General features: G+C 35.2%; 16 protein-coding genes. 6 read left to right on the top strand and 10 right to left on the bottom strand.

All coding sequences use genetic code 11. The features are described from left to right. Positions 1-171 precede the first annotated feature (171 nt). From AC2A07_RS07550 to AC2A07_RS07535, 4 genes are all read right to left on the bottom strand, one after another. Complete coding sequence (locus tag AC2A07_RS07550) at positions 172-951, bottom strand: M23 family metallopeptidase (RefSeq protein ID WP_484049910.1); 780 nt, start codon at positions 949-951, stop codon at positions 172-174. A gap of 104 nt (positions 952-1,055) precedes the next feature. Next, positions 1,056-1,661, bottom strand: a complete 606-nt coding sequence (locus tag AC2A07_RS07545; RefSeq protein WP_484049909.1) for a DUF6705 family protein — start codon at positions 1,659-1,661, stop codon at positions 1,056-1,058. Then, positions 1,642-1,812: a hypothetical protein gene (locus AC2A07_RS07540; protein WP_484049908.1), complete on the bottom strand. Its 171-nt coding sequence runs from the start codon at positions 1,810-1,812 to the stop codon at positions 1,642-1,644. The genes AC2A07_RS07545 and AC2A07_RS07540 overlap by 20 nt, the downstream gene beginning before the upstream one ends. A gap of 154 nt (positions 1,813-1,966) precedes the next feature. After that, on the bottom strand, positions 1,967-2,404 hold the full coding sequence (locus AC2A07_RS07535) for an IS3 family transposase (protein WP_484049907.1): 438 nt from the start codon (positions 2,402-2,404) through the stop codon (positions 1,967-1,969). 542 nt (positions 2,405-2,946) lie between these two features. Here AC2A07_RS07535 and AC2A07_RS07530 point away from each other — a divergent pair. Next, on the top strand, positions 2,947-3,624 hold the full coding sequence (locus AC2A07_RS07530; RefSeq protein WP_484049906.1) for a type 1 glutamine amidotransferase domain-containing protein: 678 nt from the start codon (positions 2,947-2,949) through the stop codon (positions 3,622-3,624). Between the two features lie 131 nt (positions 3,625-3,755). Here AC2A07_RS07530 and AC2A07_RS07525 read toward each other — a convergent pair whose 3' ends face one another. Then, positions 3,756-4,094 (bottom strand): DUF2511 domain-containing protein, encoded by a 339-nt coding sequence (locus tag AC2A07_RS07525; RefSeq protein ID WP_484049905.1) that lies wholly within the window; start codon positions 4,092-4,094, stop codon positions 3,756-3,758. A gap of 1,764 nt (positions 4,095-5,858) precedes the next feature. Between AC2A07_RS07525 and AC2A07_RS07520 the strand changes: the two genes are divergently transcribed. The 3 genes from AC2A07_RS07520 to AC2A07_RS07510 all read left to right on the top strand — a co-directional run bounded on the left by AC2A07_RS07520 (position 5,859) and on the right by AC2A07_RS07510 (position 7,805). After that, on the top strand, positions 5,859-6,491 hold the full coding sequence (locus tag AC2A07_RS07520) for a DUF2589 domain-containing protein (protein ID WP_484049904.1): 633 nt from the start codon (positions 5,859-5,861) through the stop codon (positions 6,489-6,491). A gap of 73 nt (positions 6,492-6,564) precedes the next feature. Next, a complete protein-coding gene (locus AC2A07_RS07515) occupies positions 6,565-7,248 on the top strand; it encodes a hypothetical protein (protein WP_484049903.1) in 684 nt (227 codons plus the stop codon). 2 nt (positions 7,249-7,250) lie between these two features. After that, a complete protein-coding gene (locus AC2A07_RS07510; RefSeq protein ID WP_484049902.1) occupies positions 7,251-7,805 on the top strand; it encodes a hypothetical protein in 555 nt (184 codons plus the stop codon). An 88-nt stretch (positions 7,806-7,893) separates the two neighbouring features. Here AC2A07_RS07510 and AC2A07_RS07505 read toward each other — a convergent pair whose 3' ends face one another. Further along, on the bottom strand, positions 7,894-8,199 hold the full coding sequence (locus tag AC2A07_RS07505; RefSeq protein WP_484049901.1) for an XRE family transcriptional regulator: 306 nt from the start codon (positions 8,197-8,199) through the stop codon (positions 7,894-7,896). 251 nt (positions 8,200-8,450) lie between these two features. Between AC2A07_RS07505 and AC2A07_RS07500 the strand changes: the two genes are divergently transcribed. Both AC2A07_RS07500 and AC2A07_RS07495 read left to right on the top strand, forming a co-directional pair. Continuing rightward, positions 8,451-9,089: a hypothetical protein gene (locus AC2A07_RS07500; protein WP_484049900.1), complete on the top strand. Its 639-nt coding sequence runs from the start codon at positions 8,451-8,453 to the stop codon at positions 9,087-9,089. A 412-nt stretch (positions 9,090-9,501) separates the two neighbouring features. Continuing rightward, a complete protein-coding gene (locus AC2A07_RS07495) occupies positions 9,502-11,307 on the top strand; it encodes a metallophosphoesterase family protein (protein WP_484049899.1) in 1,806 nt (601 codons plus the stop codon). 24 nt (positions 11,308-11,331) lie between these two features. Here the strand turns inward: AC2A07_RS07495 and AC2A07_RS07490 are convergent, their stop codons facing one another. The 4 genes from AC2A07_RS07490 to AC2A07_RS07475 form a co-directional block, all read right to left on the bottom strand. Then, complete coding sequence (locus tag AC2A07_RS07490) at positions 11,332-11,631, bottom strand: DUF2695 domain-containing protein (protein ID WP_484049898.1); 300 nt, start codon at positions 11,629-11,631, stop codon at positions 11,332-11,334. A gap of 40 nt (positions 11,632-11,671) precedes the next feature. Then, positions 11,672-12,037, bottom strand: coding sequence for a hypothetical protein (locus tag AC2A07_RS07485; protein ID WP_484049897.1), 366 nt, complete (start codon positions 12,035-12,037; stop codon positions 11,672-11,674). A gap of 71 nt (positions 12,038-12,108) precedes the next feature. Then, the gene (locus tag AC2A07_RS07480; protein ID WP_484049972.1) at positions 12,109-12,552 is read right to left on the bottom strand and encodes a hypothetical protein; all 444 of its coding nucleotides are present in this window, start codon (positions 12,550-12,552) and stop codon (positions 12,109-12,111) included. 3 nt (positions 12,553-12,555) lie between these two features. Next, positions 12,556-17,808, bottom strand: a complete 5,253-nt coding sequence (locus AC2A07_RS07475; protein ID WP_484049896.1) for a DUF4011 domain-containing protein — start codon at positions 17,806-17,808, stop codon at positions 12,556-12,558. Between the last annotated feature and the right edge of the window lie 35 nt (positions 17,809-17,843).

Raw genomic sequence — 17,843 nt, 5'->3', positions numbered from 1 at the left:
AATATATCTAAACACTTTATTTATATGAAAACCGTATTCCGGTTTTAGAATTTTCTTGTAATTAGAATATCAAAAGATTTAATATAGATATTCTTAAAAAAATCCCACTACAAGTGAAAGTAAGTCTACAATATAATCTATTAAACACCTTATTACTAAGCGTAATTGAAATTAATAATTTTTCAAATAACTTTCACCTTCTCTTAAATACTCTAATCTTTTTCCTTCTTCCGTTTTAAAGAGAGTTTTTAAAGTTTTTGTGCTTGCAGGGTTTAAATGACAGGAAAAATGTAGATGAGGTCCATTAGTTTTTCCGGTATTACCGCTAAGCGCTATCAAATCACCCTTTTTAACTTTATCACCTATTTTGACTTTTGATCCTTTATATTTCAGATGAGAATATATTGCAACGGTCTGATCGGAATGTATTATACTTATGTAATTTGCATATTTCCTGCAATCATCAGTGGGACAACCTTTTTTATTGTCCTGAATCATTTCAATTATCATTCCATCTCTTACAGCCAGTATTTCTGTTCCTTCCGGCATATCAAAATCAATAGCATTTGTTCCTATGTGAGAATAATCACCATTATATCCCTGTGTTACTTTGTAAATTTCTCCTTTTTTATAAGGTAAATTATAACCGTAATTAATATTAGGTGAAGAAGAAAGCATTTTAAAATCAGGCATTATTGACTTGACTGTAAGATTGTTTTTAAATATATTTTTTATTGTAGAATATTTAGTTGTGTTAGAAAATACCTCCTCTTTTATTTCACATTTGTTAATCTTCCCAATGTTTTTTTTTACGGGACAAGCAAATATTTTATTACCTTCTGAAATATAAATTATACTGTCTTTTTCATCATAATCATAAACTTTAATTCTATTTTGGGAAAATATGAATATGCTCAAAAAAAGTAGCATAAAGGTGAAAGATTTATTCATCTGTAATATCGTTTATTGCTTAGGCTAAAATAATATTTTTTAGAGCTAAAAATAATTATAAAAAAAGAAGAGTAAAGATAATTTACTCTTCTATAGTTACAGTACTATTGTTTGATCAAAGTTATTGTTTTCCTGTAGGGAATAGTTGGTTGAAAATTAGATGGGCACTTTCCCTCTATTCCAATGTCATTTCCAGGCAATAAGGAGACCGTCATTATATTTGGAATATCGGGTTTTATAAATAAGTAAACATTTCCAAATTCATTACAATCCGTATTATTACCAGAGAAGTTCATAATGTATGCTTTTAGATTTGATTGGAAGTTATCACCTTCAAGATTAGTTTTTGAGTCATCCGTTTCATTAAAAGTGTCATAAATAATACTTCCATGAGTGTCTTTTACTCTAAGTCTTCCAACTAATCTATCCCATTTAAAGTTATTTTCCACACCAAAATTTAATTGTTTAATAAATTTAAATTCATAGGATTTTCCATTATAACTACCTGACCATGTGCCAACGAACTTATTAAGAGAGTTATTAATGTCTTTTAGATAAGTAGCATTTGGACATGTTTCAGGATGTTGTGAGCATTGTGACATTGTTTCTAATGAAACTGTTTGAGCTTTACAAGATGTATTAATTGTAAATACTAAAAAGCTTAAAATTAATATTATATTTTTCATTTTATTATGGGCAGTTGTTTTCATCTGCTGCTGTTTTGTCTGCGTTGAGTTTAATTTCTGTAGTCGTTCCATCGGAATTCATTCTGTATAAAGATATTCCTCTTAAAAACATTTTTTCATCTATAAATTTTAAAAAGCCCAGTTCTAATTTATTGTTAGTCTTATACTCTTTCATAAATCTAATATAAGAATTTCTTAAAGGAGTCCTTTCGGCATCAGTAAAGACCTGATAGTCATTTTTCAGGCTGCAAGGCTTGTTTCTTCGGTGCTCATTACCTTACTCAAACTCCATCAGATTATTTTTCGGTAGTATAAATCAATCACTGTTGTCAAGTATAAAAATCTTTCTTTGGTCTGAATATAAGTGATGTCAGAAACCCAAATTTGTGCAGGTTTCTCGGTAATAAATTCCCGTCCAACACATTTTCTACTATCAAATAATTGTGGTTAGAGTTTGTGGTTACTTTAAATTTCCTGCTTAATTTACTTCTCAGGCCAAGCTTTTTCATATATTTAGCAACAGTTATTCTGAAGATTTTATAGCCTAAAGAATTCAATTCAAAAGTAATCTTAGGACTTCCATAGCGTTTTTTGGATGAGAAATAAATCAAAGTTATCTGCTCTTTTGTTCTTTCCTTCAAAAGCAATTTCTTGCTAAAGGGTCTGCTTTTCCATTTAAAATAGCCGCTGGAACCTAATTTTAAAAGAATACACATCTTTTCAATCGGGAATATATTTTCATTATTTTGTATGAATTTATATTTCATCGACCACTCTTGGAAATACGAAGTATTCGTAAATACCTTAAAAAGAAATAAAAACTAATGAACATATGAAAATAGAGTTTCGAATGTGAACAAAGATATTGTGGATATTTTTGTGATAAGAAAAAATAATCTTAAGAAGGTCTATCTGGGTACTCTTTACACGATTGACATAATTAACGATATTTTCAGATCAGGGGATCTATTTGTAACAGAAAAAAATATGATAATTATTAGCGATCTGAATAGAAGTACAATTTATCAATCAATAGCTCAAATAATTGATGATGATTATTTAGAAAATATTTTATCTTATGAAAAGTACTCTGATTTATTTGAAAACAACGAGTTACGTTATGATTTACTGTAGCGTTTGAATTTTTTAAATACTCAATAATTTTATTTTTAAAAATCATTATTACAAATGTGTAAATACTGCGCAAATGTCAAAATGTGACCTCAATCACACCCAAAAAGTGATACGAATCCTTTTTTTTATGGTCATATAAGTTCAACTTTGTAGTATTAACTTATAAAATATTGATATGAACAAAAAAGTTTTATTCGTGCTTACGAGCCACGACGAATTGGGAAATACAGGTAAAAAAACGGGATTTTGGACTGAGGAATTGGCAGCCCCTTACTATGCATTGTCTGACAAAGGAGTTGAAGTAACACTTGCGTCTCCAAAAGGTGGTCTTCCTCCTATTGATCCTAAGAGTGAAGACCCGTCTGCCCAGACGGACGCTACAAAAAGAATGGACAGTGATTCAGCTTTACAGGATAAATTGAAAAATACCCATACACTTTCAGAAGTTAAAAGTGAAGATTTCGATGCTGTATTTTACCCGGGTGGACATGGTCTATTATGGGATCTTGCTGAAGATCAGGTCTCACAGCAGCTGATTGTTGACTTTTATAACAGTGACAAGCCTGTCGCATTTGTCTGCCACGCACCTGGAGTATTGAAAAATGTAAAAATAGATGGTGAGTACCTGGTAAAAGGTAAAAATGTTACAGGATTCACCAATACCGAGGAAGAGGCTGTGCAGCTGACTGATATTGTCCCTTTTCTGGTAGAAGATATGTTGAAAAAGAATGGGGGAGTCTACAGTAAGATCGAAGACTGGAGTCCTTATGCAATTGTTGACGGAAGATTGATCACCGGGCAAAACCCTGCTTCTTCTGAAAAAGTTGCTGAAGAATTGATTAAAATTCTATAAATGAAATACCGGTAAAGATTATTTTTATCATTAATAAAAATTCCCGGGGGCGTCACGTTCCGGGAATTTTTCTGTATCTACGTATATTTTTAAGAATCTTACACTTTCATAGATCCCTGCATAATCCAAAGTTACTTATTCTCACAAAGTAACAGACCCTCTGTTATGAAATCCACATAAGGTATCTTCAGACCTTCCCGCTCAGGGTCATTCAGCCAGATTTCCTCTACCTTACTGATAAGAGGATTGTCATGCGAGGCACCTTTTGCAGTGCCATTGAGTGCGTAGGTTTTGCCGTTACTTGCTGTGCAATAAACCTCAGAATAGCCTGAGCAATATACTTCAATCTCATCAACAGAAAAAGGCCATTTTTCAATATAGTTTAGTTTTGTGAATTTTAAAGTATTTCGTGTCGTATTGGTACAAGATAATACTAAAAGTGGCATTAAAAGAAAACACAGTTTTTTCATATTTCAACTAATTTTTCCTAAAGATAAGATTCAATACCGGTATATGATTATGGGTTTCCTTCATGTCTGAGCAGAAATAGTTTCCTGAAAATAATTTTAATAACGTCATGTTCTGTCGCCGTTCAAACCAACTTCTGATTTATTGATCAATAGATAGATAGATAGATAGATAGATAGATAGATAGATAGATAGAACTAAAATAAAAAATATTAAAACACGACGAGTTTTGACGCTTCCGGAAATTAATTTTGAAACCAGGAAAAAGATCGGGAAAACAAACTGGTAAAAAAGACAAATAATAATACGACAGGTTTTGTCGCTTCCAGGAATTAATTTTTGAAATAGAAAAAGCGACATAGTAAAAACAAAATTATTCTGAAAATATATAAAAACACGACGAGTTTTGACGCCTTCGGAAATTAATTTTGAAAACAGGAAAAAGAATCATGAAAACAAACTGCTGAAAAAAACAAATGATAATACGACAGGTTTTGTCGCTTCCAGAATTAATTTTGAAATAGAAAACGATATGTTAAAAGCAAAATTATTTTGAAAATATATTAAAACACGACGAGTTTTGACGCCTCCGGAAATTAATTTTGAAACCAGTAAAAAGAATCATGAAAACAGGGTGCTGAAAAAAACAAATAATAATACGACAGGTTTTGTCGCTTCAAGGAATTAATTTTGAAATAGAAAAAGGACACGTTACAAGCAAAATTATTCTGAAAATATTTTAAAACACGACGAGTTTTGACGCCTCCGGAAATTAATTTTGAAACCAGTAAAAAGAATCATGAAAACACAGTTCTGAAAAAAACAAATAATAATGCGATAGGTTTTGTCGCCTTCAGGAATTAATTTTTGAAATAGAAAAACGATATATTTAAAACAAAATTATTCTGAAAATATTTTAAAACACGACGAGTTTTGACGCCTCCGGAAATTTATTTTGAAACCAGTAAAAAGGTCATGAAAACAAACTGCTGAAAAACAAATGATAATACGACAGGTTTTGTCGCCTTCAGGAATTAATTTTTGAAATAGAAAAACGATATATTAAAAACAAAATTATTCTGAAAATATTTTAAAATACAACGAGTTTTGACGCCTCCGGAAATTAATTTTGAAACTAGGAAAGTGATCAGAAAAACAGACAGCTAAAAAAAAACAAATGATAATGCGACAGGTTTTGTCGCCTCCAGGAATTAATTTTGAAATAGAAAAACGATATATTAAAAACAAAATTATTCTGAAAATATTTTAAAATACGACGAGTTTTGACGCCTCCGGAAATTAATTTTGAAACCAGTAAAAAGAATCATTAAAACATGGTGCTGAAAAAAACAAATAATAATACGACAGGTTTTGTCGCTTCCAGGAATTAATTTTGAAATAGAAAAAGAGACACTTTAAAAACAAAATTATTCTGAAAATATTTTAAAACACGACAAGTTTTGACGCCTCCGGAAATTAATTTTGAAACCAGGAAAAAGGTCATGAAAACAAACTGCTGAAAAACAAATGATAATACGACAGGTTTTGTCGCCCTTTAAATTATCTTCGGAAAAGCAAAACAGAAAGGATACATCTGGATAACAGTCTTAGATCCGGTCATAAAACAATCTCATTAATTTCAATTTTCATCATAGTTCAGTATATAAAATACAGAACAGGATATTGATGACCCAAAATTTAAATATAAGTCTGCTAGCACTGCTCTATATTATTAACCAATTTTTTTAACCTTAAATTTTTAAATTATGTCAACATTAGTACAAGAATTAAACAGCTTAGATTTCAGCGTATACATCGGAGGTCCTTTACAGGCAGCTGTAAAAGCACAGCATGACGCTTCAATTTCTCAGGTAAACTTCATTAAGGAAGTAGGGTTTATACCTGCTGTAACAACAGGTGCAACACCCACACCAGCCCAATTGAGATATGTAGATTTCAATTATCGGAAATCGGTACCGAATCCCAATTTCAATCCTGATCAATCAGGTTCGCTACCTACGATGGATGCGGATGTTAATCTTAAAGTTCCCTTTCTTACGATGCTTACTATTCCTGCTTTGAGGATTGATGAGGTAACCATTGATTTCAATGCTAAATTAAATTCGGTAGAGACCAAAGCTGTTTCAAGCGAATTCGCAGGAAGCGCTTCGGTAAGCGGAAAGATCTGGAAAGTAAAATTCAATGCATCCGCATCTTACAAGAAAACAAACTCGAGTACCTCTACTACAGAGAAAACCTATACTCTTGGGGTACATGTGAGAGCTGTAAATGATGAGATGCCGGCAGGGCTTGCCAGAATTCTGGATATGCTGGAAGATGCAATAGGAAGTACAAATACTCCCGTTGTTTCTGCTCCCGCTCCTGCTCCTGCTCCTTAATTAATTTTTTTGAATGGCTGTTTCGGCAGCCATTCTTTTCAATCTTTTTATAAATTATTAAAATCTTTTTATCATGACAAAATTAAGTGAATACCTGGGAGGTCTTGTCACAGAGATCGCTTCTGCCAGAAAAATGGCAGATATACAGACTGTAGAAATAGCAAAAGAATATGCACAGGATGACCTTTTAAAACATTTTTCGATTCCCCGAATGAAAATAGGAACTGTAGATCTCACCGTGCCTTTTGCACAAGGAGGAAAATCTGTTCCCAAGATCTTCAGAGAATTTGCCTATGAAGAAATCATCAATGTAGCAAAGACAGATTATAATGCAGCAGACACAAAAAACGATCAGGAACTGCGGTCTTTTCTGATAGATCTTGAAGTAAATTATAATGATGTAATCAAAAAGATTCAATCGCAGAATATTACCCAAATTACGCAGTCGCACATGAAACTTTTTGATCCGATACCTCAATATGTAGTGGAGTTATGCGAAAGTTTAGACAATTTCAGCTGGAAAACGATCAAGCCGGATTTTCTTTTACAGAGCATCAAAACAAGAATTTTTAATGAAGCGAAAATATTGATTGAAAAGACGGGTGGAGATGAAATTATCGTTGAAGCAGGTAAACTGATGCTGCTGAATCCCAACTGTATCATTTTTGCAAAAATGAGTGTCAGTGAAGCCGGAATGGAATGGTCAAGATATGAAGATATCAACGGAAACCTTGTAGAAACCCTAATCCCTGAATAATTATGAAAAAATCTCAGTTTATATTGTTGAGCCGTTTAAAAGAAAAACTTCATGAATTTCCGGATCTTGTATCATCATTAGAAACAAAAGACCCGCATTTTATTGAGAAGATCCTGATCTGGCTGAAAGCTGTAGAAGATATTTTTTCCACCAATAACATTAGTGAAGTATCTGAAATGGCTGGTTTCAGAAGCAAGATCCTTACTGCAAAATTCAGTGACGACAGAGGAGCCAATATCAGGAAAAATCAGGTGAAAGCCGCTGCAGGAATTCTTTACGACATACAAAATACAGTACTGAATGTGTTGATGCCGTATGAGCAGAAAATGAATGAGTGCAAAGAAATCATCAGACAATTATTGGCTTTGGCAGTACAGAATGAAGGACTGAGGTACAGAAATGGAACAGACTTCGATGGCTTCGTACAAATTGTATGGCAGTATATTCTGTCTGACGCAAATCTGAAAGCAGGAGCAGTACGAATGAAATCCATGTTTTCGGAAATGGATATTACCATGTTAATCGCTGACGAAATTGATCTCGAAGATTTCTCATGATTCAAAAAAATAACTCAAAAGAATTGAGTTATTTTTTTTGCCTGATAACGGGATATTCGAGGAGAAATAGAAAATGTATTTGAGAAGATTATCCCTTAACCAGTATTTCAAACCTTGCCATCATTTCATCCTTCTCCTTTAACATTCTCTCGTACAGATCAATCTTTTCTTCATGAAGTTTTTTTATTTCATCTAATGGATGGATATGCTGAATGTTTACTGCATTGTTATTAACAGTATAATCGGCAAAATTACAGGATATATTGTTAATGGCTTTTTCCTCATCAAAATTCTGAAAAGCCTCTACAGGAATTTTCATGACTTCTGATATTTTCTTTTGATTCCACTCATTGCCTAAGTCCAGTGCCAAAGCTTCCTGCTTGATCCCCAGCATTTCTCTGAATCTTCTGATAGCTGCTGTAAACTTAAAACAAATATAAACTTACGGCAATTATTATAGGATTACAATTACAACACTCATTAACAAGTAAAAATTTATACTTGAATAGCATCTATAAATCTGAATAATACAATTCTAACCTGGATGTAATTAAAAAGAAATTTTAATTTTTTTTTAATTATCAAATTACTTTTTTTTAATCATCAAGCAATTATATTAGCTGAACTAAACAAAATGTAAACATTATGAAAAAAAGACTTTTACTTTTATGTGCATTAACAACATTAGGATTGACATCTTGCGGACAGGATGATGAAAATAGTCAACAAACTGAAACTAAAGAATATGCAAAAAATGATTTAACTGCAAGATTTAGAGAGTATGCAAAATCAAAATTAGACACTAAAAACACCTCAAGGATTGTGGGTTCTGTAGAGTATGATTTTGAGAATATATATTATAATAAGGAATCAAATGGTTATTTTCTCTTACAAAAGGGGTATGATATTAATTCAGATGATGAGCAAATGGTAGTTTTTTCAGGTATGGATGAAAAAGGGGAATTTACTGGTTTAGTTGAAATGGGATCAACTAAAATAAAAAATGGAAAATTCACAGTTAAGTATTATGATGCTGAACAGGTTTTAGCTTCTGTTGATTTTGATTATAAGAAAGATGAAAAGAGAGTCTATTTCTCTAATATTCAAAATGAGAGTTTAATGTCAAAAAGAAATTGTGGACAAGGAGCCGCAAGTTGTATACAGGATGCCTACTCAAATCACGGCTGGATGAGTGTAGCTCTTTGGGTGGAAACAGCCTGGTTGCCACAAACTGCTTTTGCTGTTGCCGGAGCTTGTGTAATCAAAAATTGTATAGTTCATTGATATGAGAAATTTATTTATTTATTATGTCATTATATTAATGCCACTGTTAGGATTGTTTTTCATTGATAATGCAAATTCAGGATATTTTGTGATTTATCTGTTTATTTATGTATTGGTTTACAGACCTATTGTCGACATTACAAGACTGAAAGAAAAAAATATTAATGCAGTTAACATAAAATCTTTAATACCATTTTATCTGCATATAAAATATTTTAAGGAATTATATTTTTAAGACATATTAAATATTGATAAAAAAAACAGGCTCTATAGCTTGTTTTTTTATAATTATAAATCACAATACAATAGTATTGATTAATAGGAAAGCTGCTGTAAACTTAAAACAAATATAAACTTACGGCAACATCGCATTGATCTTAAAACGGTAATTTTAAAGCTTAAAATTTCAGTTTTGACAAAGCCATACAGATTTTTCCATCTCTTATTTGTTCTTCTCTTCATCACCACATTTTCTCAGCAGAAACCTGTTGCAATCGCTTTTCTTGCCGATGTTCATTTTCAGGATCTGTACGGTGGCTTTTCAGATCATCCGTTTACCGGGATAGAAAATCCCAAAACCGGAAAAAAAACACTGCTCAGAACAATGGATGCCCAGCTTCATTCCACCAGGATTTTTAATGAGAATTATTTTGCGTTTTTAGCAGCTCTGGATGATGTTGCGGAGCGTGGAATCAAAATAGTTGCTCTTCCGGGAGATTACACGGATGACGGACAGGCGTATAATTTGCGGGGATTGAAAAAGATTTTAGATGAATATCAGAATAAATACGGAATGAGGTTCTTTATCACCACGGGAAACCATGATCCGGTTAGTCCGTTCTTAAAAGACGGCGGGAAATCTGATTTTTTAGGAGAAAATGGAGATCCGGTCAATGTTTTCAGCAGGGAAGATTTAGTCAGAAATAATCATCAGGAAACGGTCATTACCAAAGATATTGCACTCTCGGGTTATCTCGAAATTATGGATTATCTGAAAGATTTCGGGTTTTGCCCTTCTGAAAAAGATATATTCTGGCAGACCCCTTTTGATCGGGATCCCTATGATAATTACAGTTTCAGAAATGCTTTGAAAAGTTCTGCTTACTCCAGGCGGATGTATGAGGTCAGTTCCGGATTTACAGTTCCGGACCTGAGTTATGTAGTCGAACCTGTCGCGGGAATCTGGCTATTAGCCATTGACGGGAACACCTATATTCCAAAAAACCTGCATGGAAACCCTGCAGATCCGGATAATTTTCAAGGTGCTTCTGTCGGATACAATCATGTGCTTTCAAATAAAAAGCATCTGATTGACTGGGTGAAAAAGATCTCTAAAGAAGCTGAAAAACATCATAAAGTGCTGATTGCTTTTACCCATTATCCGATGGCTGATTACAACGACGGCGCTTCTGAGGATCTTAAAAATCTATTAGGTGAACATCAGTGGCAGCTTGACAGGGTACCTGCCGATCAAGTGGCTGAGGCCTTTGCTGATGCAGGGTTACGATTGCATTTTGCAGGTCACATGCACATCAACGACACAGGAATCAAAAAATTTAAAGATGGAAAGATGCTGGTCAATATTCAGGTGCCTTCACTGGCTGCCTATCTTCCCGGATATAAAATCCTGACCGTTCATTCACAGGATCAGTATGACGTAGAAACGGTTTCGGTTAAAAATGTTCCCCGGTTCGATGAACTGTTTCCCCTGTACCGGAAAGAATATGAAGCTTTGAAAAACGGAAATAATAAAGACCTCTGGAATAAAGATATTCTACAGACAAAAACATATCATGATTTTACTCTATTTCATTTAAAAGAACTCGTGAGGCTGAGATTTGTTCCTTCGGAATGGCCTGCAGATTTTATTGAAAAAGCAGGAAAACTATCCGGCGAAGACCTGCTTTTTCTGAGTGCAAAAAATAAGAAATCCGCAGTTAAAAATTCAGAAAAATTCAGAAATTGGAATTTTGAAGATGCTTTACTTAATCTTTATCAGTTACAGTCCGCAGATGAGTTGGCCAAAGAAGATATTCCGAAAGAGAGGCTTTTACAATTTGATTTTCTGAATACTGATTTTCAAAAACTAAAGACGGATGATCATTTTCTGATTCAACTGAAGATGTTTTTTAAGATTTTGAATAAGCTGTCTACAGGAGATCCTACGGGGCATTTTAGAATTGATTTTAAGAAAGGAAATCTGTCTGTCATCAATTGATTGCTCCAATTATGAATACAGAAATTAATTTTCAAACAGTTCTTCTACATTGTAAAGTACTTCACAATCGCAGAATCCTCCATTTTTTCTGAGCCAGCTTTCTATTTCAGGGATGTTCTTTATATGATTTGTGACTAAAAATTCTTTTGTGATTTTCAGCGTATCATCGCATCCGTTTTCCCCAATTTCTGTATCTAAAAAATCAAAAAGATTTTGAAATTCTTCTCGGGAAACAGGCAGGCTTTTTTCAAATAAAATTGCATCTTTTTCTCTTAATTCTTTGTTTATCTGTTTTCGTCTTTCGACTTCTTTTCTGTCAGGCATTTGGTATAATAGATTTGTAAAATGATGGCTACATTATATTTTAAATATTTTTAGTTTCCGTAATTTTAAGATCATGCCAATCATATCCACAATATCTGCATTGTTTTGCAAAAGGTGTTCTGGCAAGTTTACGGCATTTTTCGCATCTGTTTAAAAAGATTTTATCTGAAGAATCCTGCATCATTCTTTGAGCAGTAATTAATTCAAATTTTTCGTACCCATCTTTTAGAAATTGTTTCACTTCAGGTGTATCATTGATCCATCCTCTTTCAACCATTGTTTTTCTCATTTTTGAGTCTTCTTCAGTTTTTTGAGTATAGATATGATATTTTAAAGCTAACATCTCATCATCTGTCATCAAGTTACTGAAGTAATCGATAATATACCTTACGGTCTCTTTATCCATGCTGAATTTTTACTTTTGAAATTTAGATTAACTCTATGAACAATAATTGAAAACTCACAAATTAATTCGGATCATACCAACACAATCCGTCCTTCGTTTTCTGATAATAAATCTTTCCGGATCAGCTCGTTAATTGCGTATTGCACTACGCTGTCAATCTGTGTACCTACTTTCATAAAACCGAATAATCTTGAGGTTACTCTGATTAATTCATCCTTGTTCACACTTAGATTGGAAGACATGATTTCCATAATTGCAACCGAAATTTCTTCGGCTGCAATATCTTCTATAGTTCTTTTTTCAAGATCATTATTACGATAAGTAGAAAGGTTTTCCGGTCTTACCGTTTCAGACCAGTAGAATTTCTGATATGTTTCTGTCACCGTCAAATTCGGAACCGACTGTATGATCTCATCCAGATAACTGCTCAGTTTTGCACCGGTTCTCAAAATATTCCAGAGTTTCAGAATCTTCCTGAACAGCATTGTCTGGCTGATCGGAGCCTCTGTATCAATGATTTAAATGATCTGGCTGCGAATAAGACTTTTGTTTTCCGGAGCGTAAACAGTGTCAGAATTTGCATCAGGAACTGGCGAAATTTCTGCTGCTCTGTATGGCTGGCTTGAAGGTCTTGCTTCTTCATGGATTATTTCACTCAGGCTGTTTTGTTGTGACTGTTCGGCTTGTTTATTTTCCTCTTCTTTGCTTTTTTCTTCATTTTTAATCTTTTCAAGCAGTGTTTTGATCTCAATAATAATATTCTCTTTGTTTTTGATCCAGTCCAGCGTCCATATTCTGAAAATATTCCATCCGAGTCCTTTAAGGACATTCGGAGCCAGCAGCTCACGATCGTTGGTGGTACTGATGTTAAAATAATTTTCACTGTCTACCAGAATTGCAAGAAGGTATTCGTTCTTATTTTCAGGATCAATAATTCCGATGTCAATTTTATAATCTGATGTTCCGATATTGGTTTTTACCTCCAGACCATGCTTTTCCAGAAGACGGGCAATGGCGTTGACGATCGATTTCTCATCTCTCCTCTGAACGGCTGTATTCTGAAGAACCAGACCTTTTTCAGAAAAATGAAGGAAATTTTTTAAACCTTTCACCCCTTCGGCATTCGTCCGGTTAAGATCGATCTGATCACCTGTTAAGGATGAAAAAACCTTCATTTCATACCGGGCTCTCGTCACGGCAACATTCAGTCGGCGCCAGCCTCCGTCACGGTTCAGTGGTCCGAAGTTCATAGATACTTTTCCTTCTTCATCCGGTCCGTAACCCACAGAAAACAAAATAACATCTCTTTCGTCTCCCTGTACATTTTCTAGATTTTTAATAAAAATAGGTTCTGCGCTGTTCAATGAAAATTCTTCTAATGCCGGATTTTCCAGAAATAACTTCTGCAGAAGGTCTTCAATCAGATTCTGCTGAGTCTGGCTGAAGGTAACCACTCCGATTGATTTTTTATTTTTGGTCAGGAAATGATCTTTAATATAACCGATAATCGCCTGGGCTTCGTTGACATTAGTTCTTGTTTTTCCCTTATCGTAAAACCCATCAACGTATTCAAAGGTGACCTTTCGGTTGAGGTCATCCGGGGAAGGGAAGGTGAGTAATTTATTGTCATAAAAATGGGCATTGCTGAAGGATATCAGGCTTTCATGCTTACTCCGGTAATGTCTTAAGAGATAATTGGATGGAATGGAAAGTGCCAGGCAGTCGTCCAGAATACTTTCAAGGTCTTCCAGTTCCACATTGTCCTCATCTGTTTTTGAAGATGAGAAGAAGCTTGTTGGAGGCATCTGCTTGGGATCTCCGACGATGATGGCTTGCCTGGCTCTTGCCAAAGCACTGATTGCTTCTGAAGTGGGCAGCTGTGAAGCTTCATCAAAAATCACGATATCAAAATGTTCCTGATTCACATCAAAATACTGCGCTACTGAAATAGGGCTCATCAGCATACACGGTTTTAGTCTCGGGATCAATCCGGGAATCAGGTCAAAAAGTTTTCTGATCGATAACCCCCGGCCTTTATTTCGAATTGCCTTCTGTAAAATTCCAATCTCGGAACTCTGAGCGGCTTCCTGCACAAAATTTGGAATTTTTCCGCTCAGCTTTACAATCAGTTGATCTTTGGTAAGCAGCGTAAATTCTTTATGAAGATTCCTATACTGCTGAATCTGAGATTCATAAACATCCGCATCAAAACTGTTAAGGGTCTGGAATTTATAAATGGTTTTAATAAATAAATTCAGATGCACTATCTTCTCAAATTCCGTCTCAATGATATCAGTGTCCAGTAATTTTTGCTCTAAAAATCGGATAAACCAGGTAAGTCCCAGATCTTCTGCCTCATCTTTCAACACATTATAATTAACCCAATGGTCAAGCTTATCAATATGCTCAATGATTTTTTCAAGCTCCCCGCGCTGCGGAATTTCATCAACATACTTTAACAGATGAATTCTGCTTTCCTGAAAAGCTTTAATTTCACTAATGAACTCAGGTAACTGCTGTTGAATTTCATGTTGATGCAGAAACGTTTTCAGCCAGATCTGAAAATTCTGTGTTCCGGTTTTATAACCCAGGTCTTTTGCGATCTGCAACGTATTGAAGTCTTTTTCGATTTCAGGAATATCATACAGGTTTCCTTTGAAGTAGGGAGTGGAAGCATTGATGATCGTATCAAAATTCTTGTTGGAAAGCTGATTTTTAATTTGCTTGTGTTCTTCCAGTCGTGCGAAAAGCTCATCAACCTGAGCGTCAGAGTCAATTTTTGATTTGCTGTAACCGTTCAGCTGTTGTTTTACTTTTCTTTTCTTCAGCCATTTAGGAATAAACCAGGTGTGTTTTGCCTGGCTCCACATGGTATGCAGTGACTGGGCAGCAGGATCAAAGATCCCTGAATGAAACTGGTGGCTGATCTGGCTTTCAATTTTCTGTAGCAGATCCTGCTGGGTCAGCCAGTTTTTAAACAGGTTCGACTGGGTTTCGTTAAAACAGATTTCAACTAAATGGGCTTTAACCGAATTGCTGTATAAAAAGTCAAGTAAATCAGTCAGTGCCTGATCATCAGAGTTCTGAAGCTGCAGATTTTCCTTTACCTGCGAAGCTGAATTTTCTTTTTCAATGTAAGTATGGACCGCATTGAGTATTACGTTTTTATTTTCATACTGATGGCTGGCAATGGTTATTGGGTGCAGAGGATGATCAGCAGGCTGTCCGGTTTTCTGAACGATCGATGCAAAAGGAATCAGCCAGTCTTTCCAGCGGTTCCAGGTTGATACTTCTGTATTTTCCAGTTCCGCATCCGTCATCAGCCGATCATCTGCTTTGACCTGGTGGGTTTCCAGGTAGGAAATGGTATCAAAAAGACTCCAGCCAACCTTAAATTTTCTGTGAAGCTGATTGATATATTTCCCCAGTTCAAGTTTACGGTCATCCAGACGTTTTGCCTCCTCTCCAAAGTTTTTATTTGTCTGAAATCTAGAGGATTCGAGAGTTCTTTCAAACTGTTTCAGGACATCAGATTTTTTAGATTTATTCGAGTGGAGCTCCAGGCAGAATGCTCCCAGTCCGATATTTTCCAACCTGCTGTGAACAACATCGAGAGCTGCTTTTTTGGCGGCTACAAACAGTACTTTTTTATCATTGGCCAAAGCGTCTGCAATGATATTGGTAATGGTCTGTGATTTTCCTGTTCCCGGCGGACCGTGAAGGATGAACGTTTTATTCTGATGTGCGTTTTTTACTGCATTGAGCTGTGAATTATCAGTGGAGATTGGAAGCATGAGCTCAGAAGCTGACATGTTTTCTAAACTTTCAGCATCCAGATCAACCTGATCCGGCGTTTCACTGAGTTTTCCGTCAATCAGACTCTTTACGATCGGACTTTTCTGAATTTCTTCAGCATATTTTGAGAGGTCCTGCCACAGAATCAGTTTATTGAAGGAAAAAGTTCCGAGAACCATCTGTTCCAGAACATCCCATCCTTCAAGATTCATCACTGCATTCCGGATGATGGCCATAACTTTTGATACATCAAGACCAAATTCGTCAGTCGGTAACGTTTCAAGGCTGTTGAGATTTAATTTGAATTCCTGTTTCAGATATTCCAGAAGGGTGATATTAATCATTGTCTCCTCCTCACGGCTTCGGAGCATAAATTTGGAATTCACTGATCTTCTCGAAAGTTCTACAGGAATCAGAAGGATCGGTGCAAATCTGGGAACTTCTTTATTTTTAGGTTCGTACCATTTTAACAGTCCGATGCTCAGATATAATGTGCTTTTCCCATTTTCCTCTTCAGCCAGTTTTGAATTTCTGTACAGGTTGGTGAGAATGGTGTCCAGATCATCCTGATGATAGTAGGTAAGGATTTTATTGTATTTAAACTCATCGTCCGCCAACTGGAAGAGTGGCTGCGAAGGATGAAGGGGTTCATGATACAGATTGTATTTTCTCAGGACCGGCTGATTGCTGTTCGGATGAATCGTAAAAGCTTTTCCTTCTGCCAGAGAATCTTCCAGCAGATTCACTTTGTAATCCACCAGTTGGAGCATACTTTTGGTAAACCTCAGGTTGAGAAGATTATTCCGAAGTGACAGATCCAGCAGCTTTCTTTCCCAGACTTTCTGTTTGGTAAGCTGAGAAGTGTCCGTCAGATCGAGATCACTGTATAACGTTCCCATGTCAAAATCATGATCCCAATCATTGCTGTCAGTTAATGACTTCACTTCAGGATCTTCACCGGATACAGATTCTGTTTTTAATAGAGGAAGTGGAGAGATACCGTTGGATCTTGCATTTTTTATATCGATGGATAAGATGAAATTATCAGCATCCATGATCTGAGTTTCTGCACTTTCCATTGCCTGTCTGAATCTGAGATTACTTCCTTTGCAGAGATTGGCAGATTCTATTAAAGCAATATCTCTGATTCCGCTGGCAATCCTTTTTGAGATAGCGCTCCTGTCAAAATTGACCATGGCATCAAACCTCTCGTCATCGAGCCACACCCCTGTGAATGCGTGCCCTTTTGTAATGACCAGAATAGGGTTGAGACTGATGGCTTCCAGGCACGCTATAAATAAAAGCGAAATATCAATGCCGTTCCCGAATTTTGTCTCTGCTACCTGATCGAGCAGACGGATTCTCTGTCCGTTTTCTTCGAAACTGTGTGGCATTGAACTGTAAATCAGTTCTAAATTCTGAATCGCTTTATAAATAGCAGAAACCATCTCAAGAACACGCTTTCTGTCATTTGCCTGGTAACCTTCAAAAGAAGGATTCATGTCTTTTTGTTCAAGAAGCTTGATGGCATCTGATTTAATTTTGTAAATCAGTGCATGGTTGGGAATAACATACGATGCCAGCAGTTGGGGAAGTGTCTGCAAACCTCCAAAATAGTCTACAGGAAGCACTTCAACAGAAAAGTTTTTCCGGAAAACTGTTTCTTTATTCTGTAAAACCTCTACGGTAATCGTATCTATATCTTTTTCAGAAAGACTCTTGAGTAAAACATTGTCAAAAACGAAATTGAAAAGCGATATTTTGTACAGCGAATCTTTTTTCAGCTGGTCGATGTAGATATTGTAAATTTCAAAAATTCCTAGTGATGACGAGATCTGAAGGTTTAGATTTTCAAGATCTTCACTGACTTCATTGAAAGAAATCTGTTGAAGGAAATTATATCGGTTTAAAACGAAAGTATAATTGACGTAGGGGGTGTGCTTTACCTGAAGTTCGAAAGGAATGTTTTGATTCATATTATTTTTGTGATATTTGTGTTTTTGAATCATGC

It is taken from the genome of Chryseobacterium sp. HNCC26DJ238, from assembly GCF_057180465.1.
This window is presented reverse-complemented; position numbering and strand designations above follow the sequence as displayed.

Excerpts from the sequence above, each read along its gene's own strand:
- AC2A07_RS07550 (WP_484049910.1), bottom strand. The coding sequence starts at position 951 with ATGAATAAATCTTTCACCTTTATGCTACTTTTTTTGAGCATATTCATA.
- AC2A07_RS07545 (WP_484049909.1), bottom strand. The coding sequence starts at position 1,661 with ATGAAAACAACTGCCCATAATAAAATGAAAAATATAATATTAATTTTA.
- AC2A07_RS07540 (WP_484049908.1), bottom strand. The coding sequence starts at position 1,812 with ATGAAAGAGTATAAGACTAACAATAAATTAGAACTGGGCTTTTTAAAA.
- AC2A07_RS07535 (WP_484049907.1), bottom strand. The coding sequence starts at position 2,404 with ATGAAATATAAATTCATACAAAATAATGAAAATATATTCCCGATTGAA.
- AC2A07_RS07530 (WP_484049906.1), top strand. The coding sequence starts at position 2,947 with ATGAACAAAAAAGTTTTATTCGTGCTTACGAGCCACGACGAATTGGGA.
- AC2A07_RS07525 (WP_484049905.1), bottom strand. The coding sequence starts at position 4,094 with ATGAAAAAACTGTGTTTTCTTTTAATGCCACTTTTAGTATTATCTTGT.
- AC2A07_RS07520 (WP_484049904.1), top strand. The coding sequence starts at position 5,859 with ATGTCAACATTAGTACAAGAATTAAACAGCTTAGATTTCAGCGTATAC.
- AC2A07_RS07515 (WP_484049903.1), top strand. The coding sequence starts at position 6,565 with ATGACAAAATTAAGTGAATACCTGGGAGGTCTTGTCACAGAGATCGCT.
- AC2A07_RS07510 (WP_484049902.1), top strand. The coding sequence starts at position 7,251 with ATGAAAAAATCTCAGTTTATATTGTTGAGCCGTTTAAAAGAAAAACTT.
- AC2A07_RS07505 (WP_484049901.1), bottom strand. The coding sequence starts at position 8,199 with ATGCTGGGGATCAAGCAGGAAGCTTTGGCACTGGACTTAGGCAATGAG.
- AC2A07_RS07500 (WP_484049900.1), top strand. The coding sequence starts at position 8,451 with ATGAAAAAAAGACTTTTACTTTTATGTGCATTAACAACATTAGGATTG.
- AC2A07_RS07490 (WP_484049898.1), bottom strand. The coding sequence starts at position 11,631 with ATGCCTGACAGAAAAGAAGTCGAAAGACGAAAACAGATAAACAAAGAA.
- AC2A07_RS07485 (WP_484049897.1), bottom strand. The coding sequence starts at position 12,037 with ATGGATAAAGAGACCGTAAGGTATATTATCGATTACTTCAGTAACTTG.
- AC2A07_RS07475 (WP_484049896.1), bottom strand. The coding sequence starts at position 17,808 with ATGAATCAAAACATTCCTTTCGAACTTCAGGTAAAGCACACCCCCTAC.